We start from the raw sequence: 24,176 nt of genomic DNA on the forward strand, positions 1-24,176 counted from the left end.
CTACCTCGTGATCAGAGGGTGCGCAGCAGCACCGCGGGCTGCTCCACGCAGTCCGCCACGTACCGGAGGAAGCCGCCGGCCGTGCCTCCGTCGCACACCCGGTGGTCGAACGTGAGCGAGAGCTGCACGACCTGGCGGACGGCGAGCTGTCCCTCGTGCACCCAGGGCTTGGGCACGATACGGCCGACACCGAGCATGGCCGCCTCCGGGTGGTTGATGATCGGCGTGGAGCCGTCGACCCCGAACACCCCGTAGTTGTTCAGCGTGAACGTGCCGCCCGTGAGGTCGCCCGGAGTGAGGCTGCCCTGGCGGGCCTTGTCGGTGAGCCGCGCGAACTCCTCGGTGAGCGACTCCGCCGTGCGGTCCTGCGCGTCACGGACGACCGGGACGACCAGGCCCCGGTCGGTCTGGGCGGCGAAGCCGAGATGGACCCCCGGCAGCCGCACGATCTCCCTCGTATCAAGATCCACCGTGGAGTTGAGCTCCGGGTGGCGGGCGAGCGCCGCCGTGCAGATACGGGCCAGCAGGGCGAGCAGCGAGATCTTCGGCCCGCCCGCCGCGTTCATGGCCTTGCGGGCGGCCATGAGTTCGGTGGCGTCCGCGTCGACCCAGCAGGTCGCGTCCGGGATCTCCCGGCGGCTGCGGGACAGCTTGTCCGCGACGGCGCCGCGCACCCCGCGCAGGGGAATCCGCTCACCGGTGGCCGGGCCGCGCGCGGCGGCGGGCGCCGGTGCGGGCTCGGTGGCGGCAGCGGTGGTGGCAACCGGCGGCTGTGGCGCGACATGGTGCTCGGCCGCGCCGGCACTGGCCCGTACGGCGTGCTCCACGTCCACGCGCAGGATCAGCCCGTCCGGCCCTGATCCCCGCAGCGCCCGCAGATCGACCCCGTTGTCCCGGGCCAGCCGCCGCACCAGCGGCGAGATGACCGCGACCGGACCTTCGTGGGCGTACGGGACGGCTTCGAGGACGACGTCGCCCTGTGCGGGGGTGCCGCGCGGCGCGTCGGGCGCCGGGCTCTCCACGGCGCTGTCCCAGACCGGTTCGTGCGCCGCGGGCGACGCCCCCGACTTCCCCCCGGGCAAAGGACCGGGAGCCGACGGGACGGGTCCCGGACCGCTCGCGGTACGCGCGTCGCCCGTGGCGGCGGACCTCTCGCCGGTGAGCGCCGCCGGGCGGACCCTCCGGCGGCGTGCCGCCGGTGCGCCCGTGCCGTAGCCCACGAGGACGTTGCCCGAGGACTCCGCCTCCTGGCTCGCGGCGCTGCCGGCACCCTCGGCGGAGCCGTCGGGGGCGGGCTCCGTCGCGCCCACCGCGACGGTGAGCAGGGGAGCCCCGACGGGAAGCTCCGCCCCTTCGTCACCGAAGCGCTGCGTGACCACGCCCGCGTACGGGCAGGGCACCTCGACCATCGCCTTGGCCGTCTCGACCTCGACGACCGGCTGGTCGATGGCGACGACGTCGCCCACGTCCACCAGCCAGCGGACGATCTCCGCCTCGGTCAGTCCCTCACCGAGGTCCGGCAGCCTGAATTCGAGCACCTGGGCCATCAGCTCTCCGCCTCCCACTGCAGCCGTGCCACGGCGTCCAGTACCCGGTCCACACCCGGCAGGTGGTGACGCTCCAGCATCGGCGGCGGATAGGGAATGTCGAAACCGGCCACCCTCAGCACGGGGGCCTCGAGGTGGTGGAAACAGCGCTCGGTCACCCTGGCCGCGATCTCGCCGCCAGGACCGCCGAAGCCCGTGGACTCGTGGACGACGACGGCCCGGCCCGTGCGGCGCACGGAGGCGCACACGGTCTCGTCGTCGAACGGCACGAGCGAACGCAGATCCACGACCTCCAGGTCCCAGCCCTCGGCCTCGGCGGCCTCCGCCGCCTCCATGCAGACCGGCACGGAGGGACCGTAGGTGATGAGCGTGGCGCTGCGACCCTGGCGGCGCACCACCGCGCGGCCGATGGGTTCCACGGCCGCCGGGGCGTCCGGCGACCAGTCTGCCTTGGACCAGTAAAGCCGCTTCGGTTCCAGGAAGACCACGGGGTCGTCGGAGGCGATGGCCTCCCGCAGCAGCCCGTACGCGTCCTCGACCGTCGCCGGCGTGACGACATGGAGCCCCGGAGTCGCCATGTAGTACGCCTCGGAGGAGTCGCTGTGGTGCTCGACGCCGCCGATGCCGCCGCCGTAGGGCACCCGCACGGTGATCGGCAGCGGCATCGCCCCGCGCGTCCGGTTCCGCATCCGGGAGACATGGCTGATCAGCTGCTCGAACGCCGGATAGGCGAAGGCGTCGAACTGCATCTCGACGACGGGACGCAGCCCGTACATCGCCATGCCGACGGCCGTGCCGAGGATGCCCGCCTCGGCGAGCGGGGTGTCTGTGCACCGGTCCTCGCCGAACTCCTTGGCGAGCCCGTCCGTGACCCGGAAGACCCCGCCGAGGGTGCCGACGTCCTCGCCCATGACGTGGACGGTCGGGTCCTCGGCCATGGCGTCGCGCATCGCACGCTGGAGGGCCTGCGCCATCGTGGCGGGCTTGGCCTGCCGTGCGGTTGCCGTGCTCATCGTGCGTCACCTTCCGCGCCGTGGGCGCCCTCTCCGCTCTCGGCTTCCAGCTCGGCGCGCAGCTGCGCGGCCTGCTCCCGCAGCTGACCGGTCTGCTCGGCGTAGACGTGCTCGAACAGGTCCATCGGGTTCAGCACGGGATCCGCGTTCATCCGCTCCCTCAGCCGGGCGGCCATCGCCTCGGCTGCCTCGGCGGCCGACCGCACTCCGTCCTCGTCGAGCAGCCCCCGGCCCGTCAGCTCCGTCTCCAGCAGCCGGATCGGGTCGTGCTCACGCCAGGCCTCGACCTCGCTGTCGCCCCGGTACCGGGTGGCGTCGTCGGCGTTCGTGTGCGCGTCGATGCGGTAGGTGATCGCCTCGACGAGGGTCGGGCCGCCGCCCCGGCGGGCCCGTGCGACGGCCTCGCCGAGCACCTCGTGCACCGCCGCCGCGTCGTTGCCGTCGACGAGCCGGCCGGGCATTCCGTATCCCACGGCCTTGTGCGCGAGGGACGGGGCCGCGGTCTGCTTGGACAGCGGCACGGAGATCGCGAAGCCGTTGTTCTGCACGAGGAAGACGACCGGCGCCCGCCAGACGGCGGCGAAGTTGAGCGCCTCGTGGAAGTCGCCCTCGCTGGTGCCGCCGTCGCCGACCATGGCGAGCGCCACGACGTCGTCGCCCTTGAGCCGCGCGGCGTGGGCCAGACCCACGGCGTGGGGAAGCTGGGTGGCGAGCGGGGTGGACAGCGGGGCGATGCGGTGCTCGTACGGGTCGTAACCGGTGTGCCAGTCACCGCGCAGGAGCGTCAGTGCCTGTACCGGGTCGAGCCCGCGGGCCACGGCGGCGAGGGTGTCCCGGTAGCTCGGGAACAGCCAGTCGCGCTCCTCCAGCGCGAGGGCGGCGGCGACCTCGCAGGCCTCCTGACCGGTGCTCGACGGATACACGGCGAGCCTGCCCTGCTTGGTGAGGGCGGTCGCCTGCGCGTTGTACCTGCGGCCGCGGACCAGCTCCGCGTACAGCCGCAGAAGCAGCTCGGGGTCGGCACCGCCCGCGGCGTCGGTGCCGAGGACCCGGTACGGCTCCGGGTCGGGAAGCAGCGGCGCAGGGTCGGTGCGCGGCTTCCAGGCGGGCGGCGGGGTGGGCCGGTAGGCCGCACCCGGCCGCTCCTGGACCGTCATGCTGCTCTTCTTCAACGCGAGCACCTCCTCGTGGGAGCGGGCATAAGGACCCATGAAGGGCGCGGAGTGTGAGGCGCCTCACCTACCGATTGTTCGGTCGTGGGCGCATTTTGGCTACAGGCACCTTCAGCCTGTGGACAAACGGTTCTCCACAGCCTGGGATAGGAGCAGGTCGTCCACGGCGGAAAGGTGGGGGGACGTGACAGCTGAACAAATGGCCGACGACGGGGACCGCACGGTCTACGAAACGGTGCCCGGCGCGGACCAGGGGCCGCCGGCGCGCACCCTGGACGCGATCGACCGCGACATCCTCCGCATCCTCCAGACGGACGGCCGCGCCTCGATACGGTCCGTGGCCGAACGCGTCCATGTGTCGCGGGCCAACGCCTACGCCCGCATCAACCGGCTGATCGACGACGGAGTGATCCGGGGCTTCAGCGCACGGGTGAACCACGAACGCGCAGGCCACGGCGCCTCGGCCTACATCACCCTCAAGATCGTCCAGAACTCGTGGCGGACGGTGCGCGAGCAGCTCCAGGAACTCCCCGGGGCCGCCCACATAGCGCTGGTCAGCGGCGACTTCGACGTGCTGCTCCTGGTTCACACGCCGGACAACCGCACCCTGCGGGAACTCGTACTGACCAGGCTCCAGGCGATCCCCGAGGTGCTCTCCACCCGCACCCTGCTGGTCTTCGAGGAGACGGACCTGGATCCGGACCCGGCGCGCTGAGGCCGTACCGGCGCTCCGTCGCCGCACCCGGCCCGCTGCGGTGCCCCGACGGTCCGGGCAGGGCGAGGCCGTCCGGTCCCGGAGCACCGCCGGATCCGGGCGCGATCCGGGCCCGCGACGCCGTACGCCCGCGGCGCACGACGCCTCACTCCCGCGGTGCCGGAGCGCGGGCCGCCGGATCAGGACGCCGTGCGCAGCCCGTCGAAGGCCAGCCGGACCACCGCGTCCGCGACCTGCTGCCGGTCGTACCCGGTACCGGCCTGCGGCCTGTACCACTCCACCAGGGAGTTGACCATGCCGAACAGCAGCCGCGTCGCCAGCCTCGTGTCCACGTCCGCGCGCAGGTCGCCGTCCGCCGCGGCCGCCTTGAGCAGATCGGCGACCCGGTGGTCGAACTCGCGGCGCCGCTCCATGGCCCACCGCTCGGTCCTGGTGTTGCCCCGGACCCGAAGCAGCAGCGTGACGTAGGGCAGCTCCGCCATCAGCACCTCGACGGTCCGGCGGGTGACGTACTCCACCCGCTCCAGCGCCCGTCCGCGCGTCGCGCCCGGCTCCTCGAGGATCCCGAAGAGCCCGTCGAGGGCGCGGCTGACGGCCCGCCTCAGCAGTTCCTCCTTGCCGGCCACGTGGTGGTATATCGACGACTTGGAGATGCCCGCGGCCTTGGAGAGATGCTCCATGGAAGTGCCGTCGTAGCCGCGTTCGTTGAAGACCCCGACGGCGACGGACAGCAGGGTCTCCGGGGTGTACGTGTCGCGCTTCGCGGTCGTCATGAGGCCTGCTCGCCCTTCATCCGGACGTACGACTGGCGATAGAGGCCCAGTGACGGCGCATAGCGGCCGGTCGGCACGCGCGCGTGGAGCTCGTCGAGGAGCTCGTGCGCCCAGGCGCGGCCCAGCCGATGGCCCCATTCCACCGGGCCGACCGGGTAGTTGACCCCGAGCCGCATGGCGGTGTCGATGTCCTCCGGGGACGCCACCCCCTTGGCGACGGCGTCGGCAGCGGCGTCCACGAGCATCGCGACCGTCCGCGCGACGATCATGCCGGGCACGTCGCCGATGACGCTGACCTTCTTGCCGAGGGCCTGGAAGAGGCCGATCGACTGCCGCAGCGTCTCCCAGCCGGTGACCTCCGACGCGGACAGGGCGATCCTGGTCGCCGACCGGTAGTCGAGGGCCAGGTCGAAGTAGACGACGTCACGGAACTCCGCCGACGTCTGCCCGTCCGCGAGCGCGAGCTGCCCGCCGCTCGGGAGCAGGATGCGGGTCCCGCGGTCCTCGTCCTCCTCGTACACCGTGACACCGGCCTCCCGGCACAACGTGATCAGGGCCCCGGCCGGCCCCAGGTCGCCCTCCACCGTGATGTGCGGCGGGGGCTCGGTCGCCGGGGCGGTGTGCGGCTCGGGGCGCTCCGCGCCGTCCTCGTAGACGTACCACCCGCGGCCCGACTTGCGTCCCAGGCGGCCCGACTCCACGAGGCGGCGCTGGGCGAGCGACGGCGCGAACTTGGGGCTCCGGAAGAACGACTCCCACACGGAGCGGGTGACCGCCTCGTTGACGTCCTGGCCGATCAGATCGGTGAGCTCGAACGGGCCCATCCTGAAGCCGCCGCACTCGCGCAGGACCGCGTCGATGGTGGCGGGGTCGGCTCCGCGCTCCTCGTGGACCGCGAAGGCCTCGGCGTAGAACGGCCGGGCGATGCGGTTGACGATGAACCCGGGGGTGTCCGCGCAGCGGACCGGGGTCTTGCCCCACGCCTTCGCCGTATCGTGGGCGCGGGCGGCCGCGTCCTCGTCGGTGGCGAAGCCGCTGACGACCTCGACCAGCGGAAGGAGCGGCGCCGGGTTGAAGAAGTGCAGTCCGACGAAGCGTCCGGGCCTTCGCAGCACACCCGCGACGGCGGTGACGGACAGGGAGGAGGTGTTGGTGGCGAGGAGGCAGTCGTCGGCGACGACCTCCTCGAGCGCGCGGAAGAGCTCCTGCTTGACGGCGAGGTCCTCGACGACGGCCTCGATCACGAGCGCGCTGTCCGCGAGATCGGCGATCTCCGTCGCACGCGTCAGCCGGAGGGCGGCCGCGCCGAGGGCATCCTCCTCCAGCCGCCCCTTCTCGGCCAGCCGGTCCAGGCGGGTCAGGATCGCGCCGGTGCCGGCCTCCGCCTGGCCGGGGGCGACGTCGTAGAGGCGCACACGATGGCCGGCGAGCAGCGCGACCTGCGCGATGCCCTGCCCCATGGTGCCGGCGCCCACGACGGCGACGGTGCGGCTGGGGGCGATGGCGTCGGTGCCGCTGGGGCCGCCGGCGGCGTCGGTGACGGTCATGGCAGTGATCCTCCCCTACGAGTCATCCACAGGATCTGCGGACCCCCCTTGTCCCGACCGATCGTTCGGTTACTCTAACTCTGTCCGCGTTCCCCTGCCCAGCTCACCGAGGAGTTGGTCTTCCATGCAGCTGACCGAGACCCACCGGCCGACGCTCGACCGGGCTCTCGAGGCGATCCGCACCCGGGCGTACTGGTCGCCCCACCCCGAGCATCCGAAGGCGTACGGCGAGACCGGCGCGGCGGACGGCCTCGCGGCGTACCAGGCCCTGCTCGGCTCGCGTTTCGAGCTCGACCAGCCCGGCACCGACGGCTGGACCGGCGGGGAGGTGTCGCCGTACGGACCGGAGCTGGGGATCGAGTATCCGCACCCGGACCTCGACGTCCTGCTGCCCGCGATGCGCGCGGGCACGGCGACCTGGCGCGACGCGGGCCCGGAGACGCGCGCCCTGGTCTGCCTGGAGATCCTGTCGCGGATCAGCGCCCGCACCCATGAGTTCGCCCACGCGGTCATGCACACGAGTGGCCAGGCGTTCATGATGGCGCTCCAGGCCGGCGGCCCGCACGCCCAGGACCGCGGTCTGGAGGCGGTGGCGTACGCCTACGAGGAGCAGACGCGCACGCCGCAGACCGCCGACTGGTCCAAGCCCCAGGGCAAGCGGGACCCGCTGGAGCTGCGGAAGGTCTTCACGGCCGCCCCGCGCGGTATCGCGCTGTTGATCGGCTGCAACACCTTCCCGACGTGGAACGGCTACCCGGGCCTGTTCGCCTCGCTGGCCACCGGCAACCCCGTGCTGGTGAAGCCCCACCCGCGCGCGGTCCTCCCCCTCGCCATGACGGTCCGGATCGCCCGTGAGGTGCTGGGCGAGGCGGGCTTCGACCCGAACCTGGTGGCCCTGGCCGCCGAGCGCCCCGGCGAGGGCATCGCCAAGACGCTCGCGCTGCGCCCGGAGATCAAGATCATCGACTACACGGGGTCGACCGAGTTCGGCAACTGGCTGGAGGAGAACGCCCGCCAGGCACAGGTCTACACGGAGAAGGCCGGCGTCAACACGGTGGTGATCGACTCCACCGACGACTACAAGGGGATGCTGTCGAACCTGGCGTTCTCGCTGTCCCTGTACAGCGGCCAGATGTGCACCACCCCGCAGAACCTGCTCATCCCCCGCGACGGCATCACCACGGACGCCGGCCCCAAGTCGTACGACGAGGTCGTCGCCGATCTCGCGGCCTCCGTGAGCGGTCTGCTCGGCGACGACGGCCGGGCGAACGCCCTGCTGGGCGCCCTGGTGAACCCGGATGTGAAGGCCCGGCTCGAGGCCGCGGCGGGTCTGGGCGAGGTGGCGCTGGCCTCCCGCGAGGTCGCCAATCCGGAGTTCCCCGGCGCCGTCGTGCGCACACCCGTGATCGTGAAGCTGGACGGTGCCAAGCCGGACGACGAGGCGTCCTTCATGTCCGAGTGCTTCGGGCCGGTGTCCTTCGCCGTCGCGGTCGACTCGACGAGCGACGCGCTGGAGCTGCTGCGACGCACGGTGCGCGACAAGGGCGCGATGACGGTCGGCGCTTACACGACCTCGGCGGAGACCGAGCGGGCGGTCGAGGAGGTCTGCCTGGAGGAGTCGGCGCAGCTCTCCCTGAACCTCACGGGCGGCGTCTATGTGAACCAGACCGCGGCGTTCTCGGACTTCCACGGCTCCGGCGGCAACCCCGCGGCCAACGCGGCCCTGTGCGACGGGGCCTTCGTGTCGAACCGCTTCCGCATGGTGGAGGTCCGCCGACAGGCCTGACCTCCGGTTCTTGCCGCCCGCCCGCCCGCCCGGCTCGCTCGCGCGGGCCGGGCGGGCGGCGCTCTCATGGGCGGGTCAGGACGCCGTGGGGATGTCCGCGTACCGCTGGATCCAGGAGGGCATGGCGATCGCGGCGGCCGCGCCGGCGTTGATCGAGCGGGTGGAGCCGAACTGGGCGATCGAGCACACCCAGCGCCGCCGCCCCGCGATGTGGATCTCCTTGGCCAGGAAGGCGTTGGCGGTCCTGACCACGGAGCCGATGTTGAAGTATCGGTTACACAGCGGGTCCGGAGAGCAATGCGTCGTCTTGGGGACCTCCCCAGTGGAACAAAGCCATGGCCACGCTGGTCGCCAGGTTGTAGCTCGACACCTGGGGCCGCATGGGAAGGGCCAGCAGTTCGGTTGCCCGGCTTCGGAGCTCAGGCGAGACCCCGTGCCGCTCGGAGCCGAACACGAGCAGCGCGTCACCGGGGATGGCCACAGACCTGATGTCCTCCCCCTCGGGGTCCAGGGCATACATCGGGCCTGGTGGAAGATCGTCGAAGGGAAGCCGTTCGACGGCGGTCGCAAAGTGGAGACCCGCGCCCGCCCTCACCGCGTTGGGGTGCCAGGGGTCCACGTCACCGGTGGTGACGACGCCTGTCGCCCCGAAACCGGCAGCCAGACGAACCACGGCCCCGACATTCCCAAGATTGCGCGGGTTGTCCAGAACGACGATCGGTGACGTCCGTGGCAACCGAACCAGCCCCGCCAAGTTCGCCTGCCGGCTTCGCCTGGTGGCCAGAGAGGCCACCTCCGTAGGGTGAACCCTCGGCACCAGTTTCCGCAGGGTTTGCCCGGGTACCTCGACGACAAGATCCCTGATGCGGTCCGTCACGTCGTCGGCGAGCGAATCGGCCAACGCCAGGGCGGCTTCCTTGTCGCTGGTGACTGCGACTCGTACGTCCGCTCCGAAACGGAGCGCGTGTTTCAGCGCATGGAAGCCGTCAAGCAGCACAGCGTCAGGTGCGGCCTCACTCCACTGCCGTACAGCCCTCGAGGCCTCGTCATCGCTCATCGACTCAGGCTACGGTGCCAGTCAGCCGCTTTCCCCCATCGCACAACGCCCTCGGGGCCCGCTCCGTGGCCCGTATCCCGCCTGCATCGCAGCTCCGCCTCGGCGCGCGAGTCTCTGGCCACGGGGCGCCACCACCAGCGTGCGGTTACCCGCGTCCGTTGCAGGTCTCTTCGGGCTCCGTGGTCTCCATGACCACGACGCCGGACCTCAGCACCGCCTCCGTATGCGCAAGTGAAGTCGTGGCCCCGGTTCTCCACGGCCACGTGGAGGTCGTGCCGCCGGGCGTCCAGGTCGGCGACGATCGCCTCCCGCGTCCGGTGCCGGTACCGGTCGACCACGCTGCGCCGGTCCCGGCCGCGAGCAGTTCGGGATCGTACGCGCCCGTCCGGCCACGCCGGATGGGGCCCGACGCCAGCCTCCGGGCCGTGGCCGCCGTGGTACTGAACGGGTTCCCGGTTCTGGTGATCACCCGACGAGGGTGCGGGTGGCCTGCTCCTCCGGCGTAGCGCGCTGCTCGGGGATCCGTACCGCCCGCCGCAGCACCCGGTCCCGGGCGCCGGCCACCCAGCCGCCGAGCCGGCGCAGGAAGGAGGTGGGCAGGAAGACGGCGTCGGCGGCGATCATCGCGAGGGAGAAGAAGGGCAGTCCGAGCAGGAGGGCGATGCCGGCGTGCTCCAGCATCATCGCCACCAGCAGGACGTTCTTGACCTTGCGGTTGAACAGCGTGAAGGGGAACGCGACCTGCACCATCACCGTGCCGTAGGTCAGCACCATCACCATCAGCCCGCTGTTGGCGAGGACGTCGGAGAGCGCGGGCCAGGGCGTGAAGTAGTCGAGCTTGAGCGGGTAGTACAGCGCGCTGCCGTCCTGCCACCGGGAGCCCTGGATCTTGTACCAGCCGGCCGTGGCGTAGATCAGGCAGACCTCCGCCATGATCACCACGAGGGCGGCGTTGTGGGCGAGGTTGGCGAGGACGTCGAGCAGGGTGCGGGGCTCGCCGTGCGGCGCGCGGCGGTTCACCGCCCACCACACGCCCTGGCAGCCCCACAGGCCCCAGAGCAGGAGGGCCAGCCACCACTCCCCGCCGGTCCGGTGCGTGAGCGACCCGAGGAGGAGCAGCAGTCCGAGCACCACCCAGAGCGCCGGCCCCCAGCGGTCCGGCGCCCGGTCCGCGGTGTCCGTCGTGCGCCGCGCCCGCCGGGCGTCCAGGGACCAGACCTGGCCGCAGCGGGTGAACACGAGATAGATCGCCATCAGGTGGATCACGTTGTCGCCGCCGTCGCCCATGAAGATGGACCGGTTCTGCAGCGACAGCACGCCGACCATGAAGACCACCGACATGGCGCGGGTGCGCCAGCCGAGCAGCAGCAGCACGGCGGACAGCACCGCGACGGCGTACACGGTCTCGAACCAGACGGCGCTGTCCGACCACATGAGCGCGGTGAACGCGTGGTTCTCGGCGATCAGCTGCTGGGCCATGTCCCAGCCCCAGGGGCCGTCCGGGCCGTACAGCTCGCGGCGGTGCGGGAACTCGCGCAGCAGGAACAGCAGCCAGGTCAGGGAGAAGCCGATACGGACGATCGCACTCTGGTACGGGCCGAGGGCCGTGGAGGTCACTCGCTGGACGGCGGCGGCGAGTCGGCGGTCGAGTGGCTGGGTCACCGTCCCGCCTCCTTGTCGCCCGCGCCGTTGCGCACGTCGAGGGGCAGATCGGCGGTGGTCACGGTCCACCACGGGAGCACCCGGTAGTACGGGCGGGTGTCGATCTTCTCGCGGCTCCACGGAGGCGCCTTGACGGAGCGGGTGGTGGAGCGGAGCTGGATGCGCTCTACGCGTCCGCCCAGGTCGTTCTTGTCCAGGCGCGTCATCACGATGCGGCGGACGTAGCGCTCGGAGAGCTGACCGCGCAGACCGTTGGGCTTGTTGTCGTCCGTGTGCGAGTTGCTGTAGAAGTCCCAGCCCCTGCGGAGTTCGTTCTGGTGCACATGGCTGGGGAGGAGGTTGCCCCGGATCGCCTCGCCGTCCTCGGCCGAGAGGTCGATCCAGTCGCTCGTCCGGCGGCTGCCGTCACGTCCGGCGACCTCGGCGCGCACCTGGACCGCGATGTTCTGCTGGAGCGGGTTGGGCGCGAAGAGCTTCCAGTTCTGCTCGAACTCGGGGTAGATCCACTCGTCGATCCCCTTGCCGTGCTGCTTGGTCAGCGTGTTCGACGGCGCGACGTGCAGGAACACCATGGCCAGGTGGACGCATGCGAGGACGGCGACGAGCCCGAGGGCGACCGCGGCCACGACCTGGTAGGGGAGGGACAGGGCCGCGATACCGCCGGACGGGCGCTCCCGGAGCGGTGCCTCGCCCGGGTCGCCGGCGCCGGTCGCGTCGTCCGGGGGGCGGACAGTCGTGGTCGTTCCCGGGTCACCGGTCGCGCCCTCACCGGTCGCCACACCGCGCCGGTGCGGACCGCCTGAGCTGCCCGAATCACGTATCGCGCCCGGCACGACGGGCGGAACCGCTCCGGCGCCCTCGGCGCCGTCGCCGTCGTACGAGTCCATCCCGCCCCGATCCCCTTGGTCCACCGCGGCTATCCACAGGGTTGACACCTTACGGGCCGCCGACTCACCATTGAAGTCATTCAACCGAACGATCGGTCGGTAGGGGGTCCGATGACGGCAGTGACAGCAGGGACGGCTGCGGCTTCGACGCACCAGGCGCGGTTCGACGCTGCCGTGGCCGCCGACGAGCGCATCGAACCCCGCGACTGGATGCCCGACGACTACCGCGCCTCGCTGGTCCGCCAGATGGCACAGCACGCGCACTCGGAGATCATCGGCATGCAGCCCGAGGCGAACTGGATCACACGCGCGCCCTCGTTGCGCCGCAAGGCCATTCTCATGGCCAAGGTCCAGGACGAGGCCGGCCACGGCCTGTACCTGTACAGCGCCACGGAGACGCTGGGTGCGAGCCGGGACGAGCTGCTCGGCAAGCTCCACTCGGGCCGCCAGAAGTACTCCTCGATCTTCAACTACCCGACGCTGACCTGGGCCGACGTCGGCGCGATCGGCTGGCTGGTCGATGGCGCCGCCATCACCAACCAGGTTCCGCTCTGCCGCTGCTCCTACGGTCCGTACGCCCGCGCGATGGTCCGGATCTGCAAGGAGGAGTCCTTCCACCAGCGCCAGGGGTACGAACTCCTCCTGGCCCTCTCCCAGGGCACGCCCGCACAGCACGAGATGGCCCAGGACGCGGTGGACCGCTGGTGGTGGCCGTCCCTGATGATGTTCGGCCCCCCGGACGACGCGTCGGCACACTCCGCACAGTCCATGGCCTGGAAGATCAAGCGACATTCCAACGACGAGCTGCGCCAGCGGTTCGTGGACATCTGCGTCCCACAGGCGGAGGCCCTGGGCCTGACCCTGCCGGACCCGGACCTGCGCTGGAACGAGGAGCGCGGTCACCACGACTTCGGCGCGATCGACTGGGACGAGTTCTGGCAGGTCCTCAAGGGCAACGGACCGTGCAACGAGCAGCGGATCTCACAGCGCCGCAAGGCCCACGAGGACGGCGCCTGGGTGCGCGAGGCAGCCGCGGCGCATGCCGCCAAGCGCGCCTTCGGCCGCTCCGGGGCGCCGCACGAGTCAGCAGCGTCGGACGGGTCGGGCACGGAGTCCGACGAGGCACAGGTGGAGGCGACGGCATGAGCAGCTCGACGGACTGGCCGCTGTGGGAGGTCTTCGTGCGCTCGCGCCGCGGCCTGTCCCACACCCACGCCGGCAGCCTGCACGCGCCCGACGCCGAGATGGCCCTGCGCAACGCCCGCGACCTCTACACCCGGCGCAACGAGGGCGTGTCGATCTGGGTGGTTCCTTCCACGGCGATCACCGCCTCCTCGCCCGACGAGAAGGACCCCTTCTTCGAGCCCTCCGCCGACAAGCCCTACCGCCACCCGACCTTCTACGAGATCCCGGAGGGGGTGAAGCACCTGTGACCGCCGCACTCGCCCTGGGCGACGACGCGCTGGTGCTCTCACACCGGCTGGGGGAGTGGGCCGGTCACGCCCCGGTCCTCGAGGAAGAGGTCGCCCTGGCCAATATCGCGCTGGACCTGCTGGGGCAGGCCCGGACGCTGCTCTCGCTCGTCGGCGACGAGGACGAGCTGGCCTATCTGCGCGAGGAGCGAGCCTTCCGAAACCTCCAGCTGGTGGAGCAGCCGAACGGCGACTTCGCACACACCATCGCCCGCCAGCTCTACTTCTCCACCTACCAGCGGCTGCTGTACGGGCAGCTGGCGGCGGGGGACAGCGAGTTCTCCGGGCTCGCCGCCAAGGCCGTCAAGGAGGTCGCCTACCACCAGGACCACGCGGAGCAGTGGACGCTGCGCCTGGGCGACGGCACCGCCGAGAGCCATGAGCGGATGCAGCGTGCCTGCGATGCCCTGTGGCGGTTCACCGGCGAGATGTTCCAGCCCGTCGAGGGCCTGGACGTGGACCGGGAGGCGCTGCGGTCGGCCTGGCTGGAGTCGGTCACGACCGTGCTCAAGCGGGCCACCCTGACCGTGCCCGACACCGCGGACACCGGTGCCTGGGCGGCCGGCGCGGGGCGCCAGGGGCTGCACACGGAACCGTTCGGACGGATGCTGGCCGAGATGCAGCATCTGCACCGGAGCCACCCGGGGGCGTCATGGTGACCGGGACCGACACCGCTCTCGAGGCGGAGCTGCGCCGGCTGGCCGGCTCCGTGCCCGACCCCGAGCTGCCGGTGCTGACCTTGGAGGAACTCGGTGTCCTGCGCGGAGTGCAGATCCTCGGCCCGGGCAGGGTCGAGGTCGAGCTGACCCCCACCTACACCGGCTGCCCCGCCATCGAGGCGATGACCTCCGACATCGAGCGGGTGCTGCACGAGCACGGCGTGGCCGAGGTGTCGGTCGTCAAGGTGCTCTCCCCCGCCTGGTCCACGGACGACATCAGCGCGGACGGCAGGCGCAAGCTGGCGGAGTTCGGGATAGCCCCGCCGCGGCCGACCGCCGTGGACGGTCCCGTTCCGCTCACGCTCACGGTGCGCTGTCCGCACTGCGGTTCCACGGACACGGAGCTGCTGAGCCGCTTCTCCTCCACCGCGTGCAAGGCGCTGCGCCGCTGTGTCGGCTGCCGCGAACCGTTCGACCACTTCAAGGAGCTGTAGATGTTCCATCCGCTCCGAGTCAGCGAGGTCGAGCGGCTCACGGACGATTCCGTGGCCGTCACCCTCACGGTGCCCGCCGAGCTCCGTGAGGCCTTCCGCCACACACCGGGCCAGCACATCGCCGTCCGCCGCACGGGAGCGAACGGCGAGGAGATCCGCCGTACGTACTCGATCTGCTCCCCGGCCGCCGCTGCCGGGGAGGAGGCCGTGCTGCGCGTGGGCATCAGGCTGGTCGACGGCGGCGACTTCTCCTCCTACGCCCTCAAGGAGCTCTCGGCCGGCGACACGCTCGAGGTCATGCAGCCGACGGGCCGGTTCGTCCTGGAGCCGCGCGCCGGCCACTTCGCGGCGATCGTCGGCGGCAGCGGAATCACCCCGGTCCTCTCGATGGCGGCAACGTTGCTGGCAAGGGAGCCGGAAGCCAGGTTCTGTCTGGTCCGCGGCGACCGTACGGCGGCCTCCACGATGTTCCTGGACGAGGTGGCCGATCTCAAGGACCGCTATCCGGACCGCTTTCAGCTGGTGACGGCGCTGTCCCGGGAGGAGCAGCAGGCAGGGCTGCCCTCGGGCCGGCTCGACCGGGAGCGGCTGACGGGTCTGCTGCCCGCTCTGCTCGATGTGCCGGAGGTGGACGGCTGGTTCCTGTGCGGGCCCTACGGCCTGGTCCAGGGCGCCGAGCAGGCGCTGCGCGAGCTGGGCGTCCAGCGGAGCCGCATCCACGAAGAGATCTTCCATGTGGACGACGTGCCCACCCCCGCCCCGGTCGCGGCGCCCGTGCACAGCAGGCTGACGGCCACGTTGGACGGACGCTCCGGTTCCTGGCCCGTGGAGGAGGGCGAGTCGCTGCTGGAAACGGTGTTGCGCGCCCGCTCCGACGCTCCGTACGCCTGCAAGGGCGGAGTATGCGGGACATGCCGGGCCTTCGTGGTGTCGGGCGAGGTCAGGATGGACCGGAACTTCGCCCTCGAGCCGGAGGAGACGGAAGCCGGCTATGTGCTGGCCTGCCAGTCCCATCCGGTGACCTCGGACGTGGAACTGGATTTCGACCGCTGACGACGCCATTCCCTTCCCCGGGAACCTGCCCTATCTTGACGGACCGTCAGATAGCCGGTGCACGGGAGGGACTGGGCTGTGGACTTCACCTTCAACGAGGAGCAGCAAGCGGCAGCCGAAGCGGCCAGGGCGGTCTTCGCGGACGTCGCTCCCGACACGGTACCGAGTCCCGCCCTCACCGCGGGTGCCGTGGCGGAGGACATCGACCGCGCGCTGTGGGCCAGGCTGGCCGCAGCGGATCTGCTGAGCCTGCTCCTCGGTCCCGAGCACGGCGGTGCCGGCCTGGATCCCCTCGCGCTCTGCCTGGTCCTGCGTGAATCGGCGAGAGTGCTGGCTCGGGTGCCGTTGCTGGAGACCGGCGCGGTCTCGGCCGCCGTCGGGCGGTTCGGGGGCTCCGAGTGCGCGTCGCGGCTGCTTCCACGGGTCGGCCGCGGCGAGCTCGTACTGACGGCCGGCGCCAGTGGGCGCACCGGTCACGACCCCGCCGAGCTCGCCGTCACCGCGCGCCGCGCTCCCGGCGGGGACTCCTGGCTCATCGACGGGGTACAGACCGCCGTGCCATGGGCCCAGTGCGCGGACGTCATCGCCGTGCCCGCGCACGCCGAGGACTGCCGAGCCGTGATCGCCCTGGTCCCCCGGATCCGGGAAGGAGTGTCACTCGCCGGGCAGGTCTCCACCAGCGGAGAACTGTTCGCCGAGGTGCGGCTCGACGGCGTGCGGATCGACGGCGGCGATGTGATCGCCGCCGAGGGCGCCTGGGAGTGGCTGCGCGACCTGCTGACCACCGGCACCTGTGCGCTGGCCCTCGGCCTCGGGGAACGTGTGCTGTCCATGACCAGCGATTACACGGGGAAGCGCGAGCAGTTCGGTTTCCCCATCGCCACCTTCCAGGCCGTGGCCGTGCAGGCTGCCGACCGGTACATCGACCTGCGGGCGATGGAGGCGACGCTCATGCAGGCGGCCTGGCGGCTCGGCGCACCCGCTGGCCGGAGCGCAACCCGGGGCGGCCCCCTGCCCGTGGCCGGTGATGTGGCTGTGGCGAAGATCTGGGCGTCCGAGGGGGTCCGTCGAGTCGTCCAGACCGCACAGCACCTGCACGGTGGATTCGGCGCCGACACCGACTACGCGCTGCACCGGTACCACGCCTGGGCCAAGCAGCTGGAGCTGTCCCTCGGGCCGGCCGCGGCTCACGAGGAGGCCCTGGGGGACATGCTCGCGGCGCACCCGCTCGGCTGACTGCGGGATGTCCCACCCGGGGATGCGGGCGTGGCCGGACCGGGTCGCGGGACGACGGCCTCGTCGCGGGGGCGGGCCCGGCAGTCCGCCTTCGGGACCGCCGTCTAGAGCACGAAGGCCGGGTCGCCGCTGTCCGTGACCATCGGACGGCCGGCGGCGTCCCAGGCCTGCATCCCGCCGTCGATGTTCACCGCGTCGATGCCCTGCTGCACCAGGTACTGGGTGACCTGGGCGGAGCGGCCGCCCACCCGGCACATCACATAGGCCCGCCGGCCGCCCGCCACGGCCTCGGTGACCTCACCGAAGCGGGCCACGAAGTCGCTGATCGGAATGTGCACCGCGCCCTCGACATGGCCGGCCGCCCACTCGTCGTCCTCCCGGACGTCGAGCACCAGACCGCCGGCAGGCACGGAAGCTGCGTCCACCGAGGGCAGCTGGGCGAAGTTCATGGTCGGGCCTTCTCTCCTCGACTCGTACTGTCTCCCGCCCGCCGTACGTCCCGGCGCGGGCGGGTGGGCAACCTCTCGGAAAACCTACTGCACCAGCCCGGCAAGCTCGGCCTCTCGCTCCGCGACCTGGGCCAGCAGCTGCTCCGCGATCTCCTCGAGCAGCCGGTCGGGGTCGTCCGGCGCCATCCGCAGCATCGCGCCGATCGCGCTCTCCTCCAGTTCCTGGGCGACCGCGGTCAGCAGTTCCTTGCGTCGCGCGAGCCACTCGAGGCGGGCGTAGAGCTCCTCGGCCTCGCCGAGCCGTGCCTCCTCGGGCGCGGGCCCCGCCTCCCACTCCCGGGTCAGCTCCCGCAGCAGCGCCTCGTCACCGCGCCCGTACGCGGCGTTGACCCGGGTGATGAACTCATCCCGGCGCGCCCGCTCCTTGTCCTCCTGGGCGAGATCGGGGTGGGCCTTGCGTGCGAGCTCGCGGTAGAGCCTGCGGGCCTCGTCCGTGGGCCGCACCCGCTTGGGAGGCTGCACGGGCCGGTCGGTGAGCATGGCCGCGGCCTCGGCTGACAGCCCCTCGGAGTCGATCCAGCTGTGGAAGAGCTCCTCGACGCCGGGCATCGGCATCACGATCGCCCGGGCCTCCCGGGCCTTGCGCAGATCCTCCGGGTCTCCGCTGCGAGCCGCCCGCGCCTCGGCGATCAGCGCGTCCAGTTCGTCCAGACGCGAGTACATCGGCCCGAGCTTCTGGTGGTGCAGCCGGGAGAAGTTCTCCACCTCGACCCGGAAGGTCTCGACCGCGATCTCGAACTCGATCAGGGCCTGCTCCGCGGCGCGTACGGCCTTCTCCAGCCGTGCCTCGGGGCGCTCGGGCTCCTCCGCGGCGTCCTCGCGCACACCGTCGACACCGGGCGGCTCCTGCGCCGCCCGAGCGTCCTTCACGTTCTGATCGTCCACGCGGTGGTCGTCCTGCTCGTCCTCGTTCCGGGTGGCCGGGCCCCCGGGAGCGTCCTGGGTCACCCGCCCAGCGTATGGCAGAGCACCGGCCGCTCCGGCGGGCGGACGGATTGTGCGCCCGTCACACACCCAGTTCGGCGGCTATCCGTCCGCTGCGGACCGCGGCGACCAGATCGGCGTGATCGGCCTCGGTCCGGTCCGCGTAGACCACCGCGAAGCCGGCCACGGCCTCGTCCAGCTCCTCGCTCTTGCCGCAGTAGCCGGCGACCAACCGCGGATCGACGCTGTGCGCGTGGGCCCTGGCCAGCAGCGCACCCGTCATACGGGCGTAGTCGTCCACGTGGTCCGCCGCGAGGGCGGCGGGATCCACGCTGCCCTTGCGGTTGCGGAACTGCCGCACCTGGAAGGGGCGGCCCTCCACCGTCGTCCAGCCCAGCAGGTTGTCGCTGACCACCTGCATCCGCTTCTGGCCCATCACCACACGGCGCCCCTCGTGCGGGACCGCGGGGACCTCGAAGCCGGCGGCGGCCAGATGCGGCACCAGCACGGAGGGCCGTGCCTCCTTCACCTGCAGCACGAGCGGCTCACCCCGGTGGTCCAGCAGCAGCACCACATACGACCGCGTTCCCACGCTGCCGGTACCGACGACCCGGAAGGCCACATCGTGGATCGCGTAACGCGCGAGCAGCGGCAGCCGGTCCTCCGAGACGGTCTCCAGATACCCGGCGAGTGACGTGGCGACGGCCGCGGCCTCCGCGTCGGAGACCCGGCGCAGCACCGGCCTGGCGTCCACGAAGCGCCGGCCGCCGTCCTCCGACGCCTCGGTCGACTTGGCGGCGAAGCGTGCGCTCGTGTTGTTCTTGGCCTTCTCCGAGACCCGCTCCAGCGTGCCCACCAGGTCGCGTGCGTCGGCATGCGAGACGAGCTCCTCGTCCGCGATGGCGTTCCACGCGTCCAGCACCGAGAGCTTCGCCAGCAGCCGCATCGTGCGCCGGTACGACCCGGCCACGTCGAACGCGGCCTTGCGGCAGACGTCCTCGTCGGCGCCGGCCTCACGGCCGGCGAGCACGAGCGAGGTGGCCAGCCGCTTGAGGTCCCACTCCCAGGGGCCGACTGCGGTCTCGTCGAAGTCGTTGAGGTCGATCACGAGACTGCCGCGCGCATCGCCGTACAGACCGAAGTTGCCCGCGTGCGCGTCGCCGCAGATCTGCGCCGCGACACCCGTGACCGGCGTGCCCGCCAGGTCATGGGCCATCAGCCCGGCGGAGCCGCGCAGGAAGGCGAAGGGGGCGGCCGCCATCCTTCCCACGCGGATCGGCGTGAGCCCGGGGACCCTGCCCCGGCTGGACTCCTCCACGGCCCGCACCGCGTCGGGCCGCCCCATGGAAATCACCATCGTGGCGTGGGAACGACGCGGCACCTCCAGGCGCAGCGCCTTGCCGTCCCGCTTGGGGGAGTCCGGCACACCGCCCGGCACACGGCGGGCGAAACCGGTGACCTCCGGTATGCGCGCCTCGGCCGGCGCCGTCCGCCGGTACGCCACCGTTTCGGTCCCACTCATGGCGTGACCGCCTCCCCCCGCTGTGGTGCAACATCAAGTGCCCACGACCGTACCGTCCGACCAGGCCGCCGTCTCCCCCTGTGGAAAACCGCGGCCGTCGCCCGTTCCACCGACTCCGGAGCGCCACCCGTATCCGAAGTCGGGGTGCCGGGACGTCACCGGTGGCGGAGGCCCCGGAACGACCGTCCGGGCTCGCGGGACGTCATGGACGACGCCCTCAGCAGGCTCCGCCCTCCGCGCCGCCCGGAAGGTGCGACTCCGCCCAGCGGCCGAGTTCCTTGAGCGCGGGCTCAAGCGCCGCGCCGGCGTCGGTGAGCCGGTAGGCGACACGCAGCGGCGGACCCTCGTCGACCTCGCGCACTACCAGCCCGGCCGCCGAGAGTTCCGTCAGCCGGTCGGACAGCATGCGCTCGCTGATCCCCGGGATGGCCCGTCGAAGCTCGGCGAAGTAGACCGGCCGCTGCATCAGCACCGACACGATCAGGCCGGTCCAGCGTTTTCCGAACAGCCCGAAGACACGCGTGATCCCCCCGTCGACCTGCTGGCACGCGTGCTCTCCGTGTTCCGCCATGCCTCCAGCGTACTGCCTCGCCGTGCGGAGGTGAAAAAAAGTAAGCACCTGTGTTATTTGTAGTTACGAATGGAACGGCAGCGGATGCTTTCCACCCTGCCGTCGACCCTCGATCCCTTCACGGAGAACCCCATGGCCACACTGCTGCACATCGATTCCGCCCTCTTCCCGCAGGGGTCCGCCTCGCGCGATGTCACCGCCACGTTTGTGAAGACCTGGCTGGAGGAGCACCCGGAGGGCAAGGTCGTCTATCGCGACCTGGCCGCGAACCCCCTGCCCCATCTGGACTTCGCCGCGGTGTCCGCCGGCGCGGACGACGCGCTCCGCGCCGAACTCGCCAACGAACTCGCCGATGCCGACGCCGTGTTGATCGGCGCACCGATGTACAACTTCACGATTCCGTCCACGCTCAAGGCATGGCTCGACCAGGTGATCATCGTGGGACACAACGCGGGCACTCCGGACGGGCCGCTGTCCGGCACTCCCTTCACCGTGGTCGCCAGCCGGGGCGGTTCGTACGCCCCCGGTACGCCCCGGGAGGACTTCGAGTTCGTCCAGAACTACCTGGAGAAGGTGTTCGCCGGGATGTTCGGGGCCACGGTGGACTTCATCGTTCCCGAACTCACCCTGGCGCCCAGCAAGCCCGAGATGGCCGAGCTCGTTCCGCTCGCCGAGGCGTCCCGTTCCAGGGCGTTCGTGGATGCCGCCCGGAAGGCCAAGGACCTGGCGGCACGACTCGCCGCGTAAGGGGAGTTCCGGGAGCACGAGCAGCTCTCACCGATGTTCCACGTGAAACCTCCGCCGCGGCCCTCGGGAGGGCCGTGGCGGAGGAATACGCCCGCAGAGACGGGCTCAGCGGCCGATGCCCGGCCCTACAGCCCGGCGTCCCGCGCCAGCAGTGCGGCCTGCACCCGGTTCTCGCAGTCGAGCTTGGCCAGGATCCGGCTCACATAGGTCTTCACCGTCGCCTCGCTCATGTGCAGCCGGCGCCCGGCGTCCGCGTTGGACAGGCCTTCCCCGAGCAGCGCGAGCACCTCGCGCTCACGGGCGCTCAGCGCCGCGACCCTGGCCCTGGCCTCCTCGTCACGCGTCGCCGCCCGCCCCGAGGCCAACTGCTCCACGACATGGCGCGTAGCGGCCGGCGAGAGATAGGCGTCGCCGGCCGCCGCCGCCCGCACCGCGCGAATCAGCTCTGCCGGAGCGGTGTCCTTGAGCAGGAATCCCGCACCGCCGTGCTCCAGCGCCCGTAGTACGTTGCCGCGCTCACCGAAGGTCGTGAGCACGATGACGCGTGCCGTGGGAACAGCGCGGCGCAGTTCGGGCAGCGCGGTGAGCCCGTCCATCACCGGCATCTGGATGTCCAGCAGCACCACGTCCGCCCGGTGCGACCGCGCCAGCTCGACGGCCTCACGACCGTTGGCCCCCTCGGCGACGACCTCGATCTCCTGATCGGAGGTGAGGATCATCCGGATCCCGGCCCGGATCAGCGGCTCGTCGTCGGCGATCACGACCCGGATCGGCGAACCGGTCACGGACCCCCCTCTGCTCCCCCAGCACCTGGGCGCCTACGCCTAGTGCTTGACCTCGTACGACTTCTTCTCGACCAGCTTGCCGTCCTTGAAGCAGAACCGGAACACCGGCTCCGCGTCCAGACTCTCCCCGATCTCGGAGGACATCAGCACCAGGCACCGCGAACCCTCCGGCTCCGTCGGCCCCTTGCCGTCCAGTCCCTCGGTGGCGATCGTGTCCCCGCTCGGCAACTGGTCCCGTACCGTCTTCTCGGCCGTTCCGACCTTGATCGCCTGGTATTCGGAGGGCTCGATCATGCCCTTCTCGAGGGAGCCGACCAGGAAGAACACCCCCACGAGCACGGCGACCCCCAGCAGCATCACGACACCCAGCGCGATACCGCACCCCATGGCCACCCCGCTGGACCTGCTGTGCCCGTCCCTGCCGCCCATCGTCCACTCACTCTCCGAAACGGTCCTGTCCATGACGGGAACACCGTCCCCGTAAGGGGTCTTCGCCGGCTGCCGCCGAAGGTCGTCCGTCGAGTCGACGAACGGCGACGCCTCCCCGATGCCGTACGGAAGGACCCCGGCCACTCGGAAACCGCCGTCGGGGACCGGACCCGCGTGGACCATTCCGCCCACCAGCCGGGCGCGCTCGTGCAGTCCCGTCAGTCCCTGCCCGCCGCTGACGACGTGGCCGATCGTGTTCGAGGCCGTTCCGTTGACGATCTCGACGACGAACGAGTCCGGTTCGTAGCGCAGGTCCACCGTGATCGGCGCACCGGGCGCGTGCTTGTAGGCGTTGGTGAGGGCCTCCTGGACGATGCGGTACGCCGCGTGGTCGGCGGCCGCCGCCAGCGGCCTGGCCTCCCCCGAGTACTTCAGCTCCACCGCGTTCCCCGCGGCCCTGGCCGCGTCGACGAGCGCCGCGACGCCTGCCGTGCCGCGGGCGGCCCGGCCCGACTCGTCCACGGACGCGGGCGCGGGCGCCTCCACCCCGTCCCTGAGGATCCCGACGACCTCGCGCAACTCGTGCATGGCGGTCACCGAGGCCTCCCGCAGCACCCCGACCACCTCGCGCTGCCGCGGCGTGAGTTCGCGGTCGACCTCGAGGGCCCCCGTGTGCACGGAGATGAGCGCAAGCCGGTGACCGAGGCTGTCGTGCATGTCCTGAGCGATGCGCTGCCGCTCCCTCAGCCGCGCCTGGCCGGCGACCATGGCGCGCTCGCGCAACAGCTGGTTGTTGCGCTCCTGCAGGGTGTGCAGAAGGGTCCGCCGCTGTGTCCAGTACCGGCTGGCCAGGCCGGGGACGACCGCGACCGCGAGGAAGTAGAGGGTGGTGAGCAGCACCAGCGTCAACGCGGTCGAGGGCGACCAGGTGTCGATCAGCGAGACGGTGACACAGAGTGCATAGGCGCCGGCGAACGCCGCCACGGCCCGGCCCGCCCCGGTGATCCGGCGCCCGGCCGACCACCCCGCGGCCATCATCAGCGGAAGGAACCCGTTGCCCACCGGCGTCAGCGCGGCGGTCACCGCCAGCACGGTCGCCGGCAGTCTCCGCCGCATCAGCGACAGGCCCGCGATCGCGACGGCCTCGGCCAGCACGGCCGCGACGGACGCCCCCAGCACCTGTCCCAGACCCACCGCCAGAAGGGCGAGCAGCAGCGCGACGGTCGCCTCACCCGCGAGTCTGCGCCGGGACCACAGCTCCGGCGGCGCCAGCCATCTGCCGCCCGCCCGCACCCCGGCCCATATCTTCGATGACGCGTCCACGACCGCACCCTAGGCAACCGTCTCGCCCCGTCACTGCCCACTTTCGTCGCACGCCCGTCCGACGAAGGTTGCGAGGCCCGCTCGAACCGGGGAGACAAAGCGCATATGAAAAGGATCTACCGGACGGTCGGAGTCCAATGAGGGCCGGCTCCGGGGGAACTCAGCCAGAAACGGGCCCCAGCAGGACTTTCGTCTCTGGTGAGAACCCGTTCCGTCGGTTTCTCACCGTGGGGCACCGACGGAATGCGCTGGTCAGCGGTGACGCAGAGGCTCCGAAGATCGTTTCCCGCGCT

General features: G+C 71.5%; 23 protein-coding genes and 2 pseudogenes. 9 read left to right on the forward strand and 16 right to left on the reverse strand.

Translation table 11 applies throughout. The annotated features are described in order from the left end of the window. Positions 1-11 precede the first annotated feature (11 nt). Genes O7595_RS16185 through pdhA form a run of 3 tightly spaced genes read right to left on the reverse strand, consistent with a single transcriptional unit; the run spans position 12 to position 3,717 of the window. On the reverse strand, positions 12-1,547 hold the full coding sequence (locus O7595_RS16185) for a dihydrolipoamide acetyltransferase family protein (protein WP_269729392.1): 1,536 nt from the start codon (positions 1,545-1,547) through the stop codon (positions 12-14). After that, a complete protein-coding gene (locus O7595_RS16190; RefSeq protein ID WP_269729393.1) occupies positions 1,547-2,560 on the reverse strand; it encodes an alpha-ketoacid dehydrogenase subunit beta in 1,014 nt (337 codons plus the stop codon). The genes O7595_RS16185 and O7595_RS16190 overlap by 1 nt, the downstream gene beginning before the upstream one ends. Continuing rightward, on the reverse strand, positions 2,557-3,717 hold the full coding sequence (pdhA, locus tag O7595_RS16195; RefSeq protein WP_269732511.1) for a pyruvate dehydrogenase (acetyl-transferring) E1 component subunit alpha: 1,161 nt from the start codon (positions 3,715-3,717) through the stop codon (positions 2,557-2,559). The genes O7595_RS16190 and pdhA overlap by 4 nt, the downstream gene beginning before the upstream one ends. 214 nt (positions 3,718-3,931) lie before the next feature. On the opposite strand from pdhA, the gene O7595_RS16200 reads away from it, so the two are divergent. Further along, the gene (locus O7595_RS16200) at positions 3,932-4,447 is read left to right on the forward strand and encodes an Lrp/AsnC family transcriptional regulator (protein WP_269732512.1); all 516 of its coding nucleotides are present in this window, start codon (positions 3,932-3,934) and stop codon (positions 4,445-4,447) included. 179 nt (positions 4,448-4,626) lie between these two features. Here O7595_RS16200 and O7595_RS16205 read toward each other — a convergent pair whose 3' ends face one another. Then, on the reverse strand, positions 4,627-5,220 hold the full coding sequence (locus O7595_RS16205) for a TetR/AcrR family transcriptional regulator (RefSeq protein WP_269729394.1): 594 nt from the start codon (positions 5,218-5,220) through the stop codon (positions 4,627-4,629). Continuing rightward, positions 5,217-6,767: a 3-hydroxyacyl-CoA dehydrogenase gene (locus tag O7595_RS16210; RefSeq protein WP_269729395.1), complete on the reverse strand. Its 1,551-nt coding sequence runs from the start codon at positions 6,765-6,767 to the stop codon at positions 5,217-5,219. The genes O7595_RS16205 and O7595_RS16210 overlap by 4 nt, the downstream gene beginning before the upstream one ends. A 124-nt stretch (positions 6,768-6,891) precedes the next feature. On the opposite strand from O7595_RS16210, the gene paaN reads away from it, so the two are divergent. Continuing rightward, entirely contained in the window at positions 6,892-8,553 is a 1,662-nt protein-coding gene (paaN, locus tag O7595_RS16215; RefSeq protein ID WP_269729396.1) for a phenylacetic acid degradation protein PaaN, read from the forward strand. Positions 8,554-8,628: 75 nt separating this feature from the next. Here the strand turns inward: paaN and O7595_RS16220 are convergent. The 5 genes and pseudogenes from O7595_RS16220 to O7595_RS16240 form a co-directional block, all read right to left on the reverse strand. After that, a pseudogene (locus O7595_RS16220) lies at positions 8,629-8,820 on the reverse strand (hypothetical protein); the annotation flags it as partial. A gap of 7 nt (positions 8,821-8,827) precedes the next feature. Continuing rightward, the gene (locus O7595_RS16225) at positions 8,828-9,610 is read right to left on the reverse strand and encodes a TrmH family RNA methyltransferase (RefSeq protein ID WP_269729397.1); all 783 of its coding nucleotides are present in this window, start codon (positions 9,608-9,610) and stop codon (positions 8,828-8,830) included. A gap of 233 nt (positions 9,611-9,843) precedes the next feature. Further along, positions 9,844-10,065: pseudogene (locus tag O7595_RS16230) on the reverse strand (rRNA methyltransferase); the annotation flags it as partial. Between the two features lie 10 nt (positions 10,066-10,075). Further along, positions 10,076-11,272 (reverse strand): HTTM domain-containing protein, encoded by a 1,197-nt coding sequence (locus O7595_RS16235; RefSeq protein ID WP_269729398.1) that lies wholly within the window; start codon positions 11,270-11,272, stop codon positions 10,076-10,078. Next, the gene (locus O7595_RS16240) at positions 11,269-12,159 is read right to left on the reverse strand and encodes a DUF5819 family protein (protein WP_269729399.1); all 891 of its coding nucleotides are present in this window, start codon (positions 12,157-12,159) and stop codon (positions 11,269-11,271) included. Before O7595_RS16240 ends, O7595_RS16235 begins: the two co-directional genes overlap by 4 nt. Before the next feature lie 111 nt (positions 12,160-12,270). On the opposite strand from O7595_RS16240, the gene paaA reads away from it, so the two are divergent. The 6 genes from paaA to O7595_RS16270 all read left to right on the forward strand — a co-directional run bounded on the left by paaA (position 12,271) and on the right by O7595_RS16270 (position 17,073). Further along, positions 12,271-13,305: a 1,2-phenylacetyl-CoA epoxidase subunit PaaA gene (gene paaA / locus O7595_RS16245; protein ID WP_269729400.1), complete on the forward strand. Its 1,035-nt coding sequence runs from the start codon at positions 12,271-12,273 to the stop codon at positions 13,303-13,305. After that, positions 13,302-13,592: a 1,2-phenylacetyl-CoA epoxidase subunit PaaB gene (gene paaB / locus O7595_RS16250; protein WP_266380441.1), complete on the forward strand. Its 291-nt coding sequence runs from the start codon at positions 13,302-13,304 to the stop codon at positions 13,590-13,592. Before paaA ends, paaB begins: the two co-directional genes overlap by 4 nt. Next, positions 13,589-14,290 (forward strand): 1,2-phenylacetyl-CoA epoxidase subunit PaaC, encoded by a 702-nt coding sequence (gene paaC / locus O7595_RS16255; protein WP_269729401.1) that lies wholly within the window; start codon positions 13,589-13,591, stop codon positions 14,288-14,290. The genes paaB and paaC overlap by 4 nt, the downstream gene beginning before the upstream one ends. Next, positions 14,284-14,784, forward strand: a complete 501-nt coding sequence (gene paaD / locus O7595_RS16260; protein WP_269729402.1) for a 1,2-phenylacetyl-CoA epoxidase subunit PaaD — start codon at positions 14,284-14,286, stop codon at positions 14,782-14,784. Before paaC ends, paaD begins: the two co-directional genes overlap by 7 nt. Continuing rightward, positions 14,785-15,837 (forward strand): 2Fe-2S iron-sulfur cluster-binding protein, encoded by a 1,053-nt coding sequence (locus O7595_RS16265; protein WP_269729403.1) that lies wholly within the window; start codon positions 14,785-14,787, stop codon positions 15,835-15,837. A gap of 78 nt (positions 15,838-15,915) precedes the next feature. Further along, positions 15,916-17,073 carry an acyl-CoA dehydrogenase family protein gene (locus O7595_RS16270; protein WP_269729404.1) on the forward strand — a complete coding sequence of 386 codons (1,158 nt, stop codon included), beginning with the start codon at positions 15,916-15,918 and terminating at the stop codon, positions 17,071-17,073. Positions 17,074-17,177: 104 nt separating this feature from the next. Here O7595_RS16270 and O7595_RS16275 read toward each other — a convergent pair whose 3' ends face one another. From O7595_RS16275 to O7595_RS16290, 4 genes are all read right to left on the reverse strand, one after another. Then, positions 17,178-17,522, reverse strand: coding sequence for a rhodanese-like domain-containing protein (locus O7595_RS16275; protein ID WP_269729405.1), 345 nt, complete (start codon positions 17,520-17,522; stop codon positions 17,178-17,180). Between the two features lie 84 nt (positions 17,523-17,606). Further along, positions 17,607-18,530 (reverse strand): J domain-containing protein, encoded by a 924-nt coding sequence (locus tag O7595_RS16280; RefSeq protein WP_269729406.1) that lies wholly within the window; start codon positions 18,528-18,530, stop codon positions 17,607-17,609. A gap of 58 nt (positions 18,531-18,588) precedes the next feature. Beyond that, the gene (locus O7595_RS16285) at positions 18,589-20,028 is read right to left on the reverse strand and encodes a DUF2252 domain-containing protein (RefSeq protein ID WP_269729407.1); all 1,440 of its coding nucleotides are present in this window, start codon (positions 20,026-20,028) and stop codon (positions 18,589-18,591) included. A 217-nt stretch (positions 20,029-20,245) separates the two neighbouring features. Continuing rightward, positions 20,246-20,599: a winged helix-turn-helix transcriptional regulator gene (locus O7595_RS16290; RefSeq protein ID WP_269729408.1), complete on the reverse strand. Its 354-nt coding sequence runs from the start codon at positions 20,597-20,599 to the stop codon at positions 20,246-20,248. A 132-nt stretch (positions 20,600-20,731) separates the two neighbouring features. Between O7595_RS16290 and O7595_RS16295 the strand changes: the two genes are divergently transcribed. After that, on the forward strand, positions 20,732-21,346 hold the full coding sequence (locus O7595_RS16295) for an FMN-dependent NADH-azoreductase (protein ID WP_269732513.1): 615 nt from the start codon (positions 20,732-20,734) through the stop codon (positions 21,344-21,346). Positions 21,347-21,471: 125 nt separating this feature from the next. Here O7595_RS16295 and O7595_RS16300 read toward each other — a convergent pair whose 3' ends face one another. Beyond that, positions 21,472-22,131, reverse strand: a complete 660-nt coding sequence (locus tag O7595_RS16300) for a response regulator (protein ID WP_269729409.1) — start codon at positions 22,129-22,131, stop codon at positions 21,472-21,474. A gap of 39 nt (positions 22,132-22,170) precedes the next feature. Next, the gene (locus O7595_RS16305) at positions 22,171-23,853 is read right to left on the reverse strand and encodes a sensor histidine kinase (protein ID WP_269732514.1); all 1,683 of its coding nucleotides are present in this window, start codon (positions 23,851-23,853) and stop codon (positions 22,171-22,173) included. Positions 23,854-24,176: the final 323 nt, after the last annotated feature.

The organism is Streptomyces sp. WMMC940, from assembly GCF_027460265.1.
Lineage (GTDB): Bacteria > Actinomycetota > Actinomycetes > Streptomycetales > Streptomycetaceae > Streptomyces.

Excerpts from the sequence above, each read along its gene's own strand:
- O7595_RS16275 (WP_269729405.1), bottom strand. The coding sequence starts at position 17,522 with ATGAACTTCGCCCAGCTGCCCTCGGTGGACGCAGCTTCCGTGCCTGCC.
- paaD (WP_269729402.1), top strand. The coding sequence starts at position 14,284 with ATGGTGACCGGGACCGACACCGCTCTCGAGGCGGAGCTGCGCCGGCTG.
- O7595_RS16265 (WP_269729403.1), top strand. The coding sequence starts at position 14,785 with ATGTTCCATCCGCTCCGAGTCAGCGAGGTCGAGCGGCTCACGGACGAT.
- O7595_RS16205 (WP_269729394.1), bottom strand. The coding sequence starts at position 5,220 with ATGACGACCGCGAAGCGCGACACGTACACCCCGGAGACCCTGCTGTCC.
- paaB (WP_266380441.1), top strand. The coding sequence starts at position 13,302 with ATGAGCAGCTCGACGGACTGGCCGCTGTGGGAGGTCTTCGTGCGCTCG.
- paaN (WP_269729396.1), top strand. The coding sequence starts at position 6,892 with ATGCAGCTGACCGAGACCCACCGGCCGACGCTCGACCGGGCTCTCGAG.
- O7595_RS16190 (WP_269729393.1), bottom strand. The coding sequence starts at position 2,560 with ATGAGCACGGCAACCGCACGGCAGGCCAAGCCCGCCACGATGGCGCAG.
- pdhA (WP_269732511.1), bottom strand. The coding sequence starts at position 3,717 with ATGACGGTCCAGGAGCGGCCGGGTGCGGCCTACCGGCCCACCCCGCCG.
- paaA (WP_269729400.1), top strand. The coding sequence starts at position 12,271 with ATGACGGCAGTGACAGCAGGGACGGCTGCGGCTTCGACGCACCAGGCG.
- O7595_RS16210 (WP_269729395.1), bottom strand. The coding sequence starts at position 6,767 with ATGACCGTCACCGACGCCGCCGGCGGCCCCAGCGGCACCGACGCCATC.
- O7595_RS16285 (WP_269729407.1), bottom strand. The coding sequence starts at position 20,028 with ATGAGTGGGACCGAAACGGTGGCGTACCGGCGGACGGCGCCGGCCGAG.
- O7595_RS16225 (WP_269729397.1), bottom strand. The coding sequence starts at position 9,610 with ATGAGCGATGACGAGGCCTCGAGGGCTGTACGGCAGTGGAGTGAGGCC.
- O7595_RS16200 (WP_269732512.1), top strand. The coding sequence starts at position 3,932 with ATGGCCGACGACGGGGACCGCACGGTCTACGAAACGGTGCCCGGCGCG.
- O7595_RS16240 (WP_269729399.1), bottom strand. The coding sequence starts at position 12,159 with ATGGACTCGTACGACGGCGACGGCGCCGAGGGCGCCGGAGCGGTTCCG.
- O7595_RS16185 (WP_269729392.1), bottom strand. The coding sequence starts at position 1,547 with ATGGCCCAGGTGCTCGAATTCAGGCTGCCGGACCTCGGTGAGGGACTG.
- O7595_RS16295 (WP_269732513.1), top strand. The coding sequence starts at position 20,732 with ATGGCCACACTGCTGCACATCGATTCCGCCCTCTTCCCGCAGGGGTCC.
- O7595_RS16290 (WP_269729408.1), bottom strand. The coding sequence starts at position 20,599 with ATGGCGGAACACGGAGAGCACGCGTGCCAGCAGGTCGACGGGGGGATC.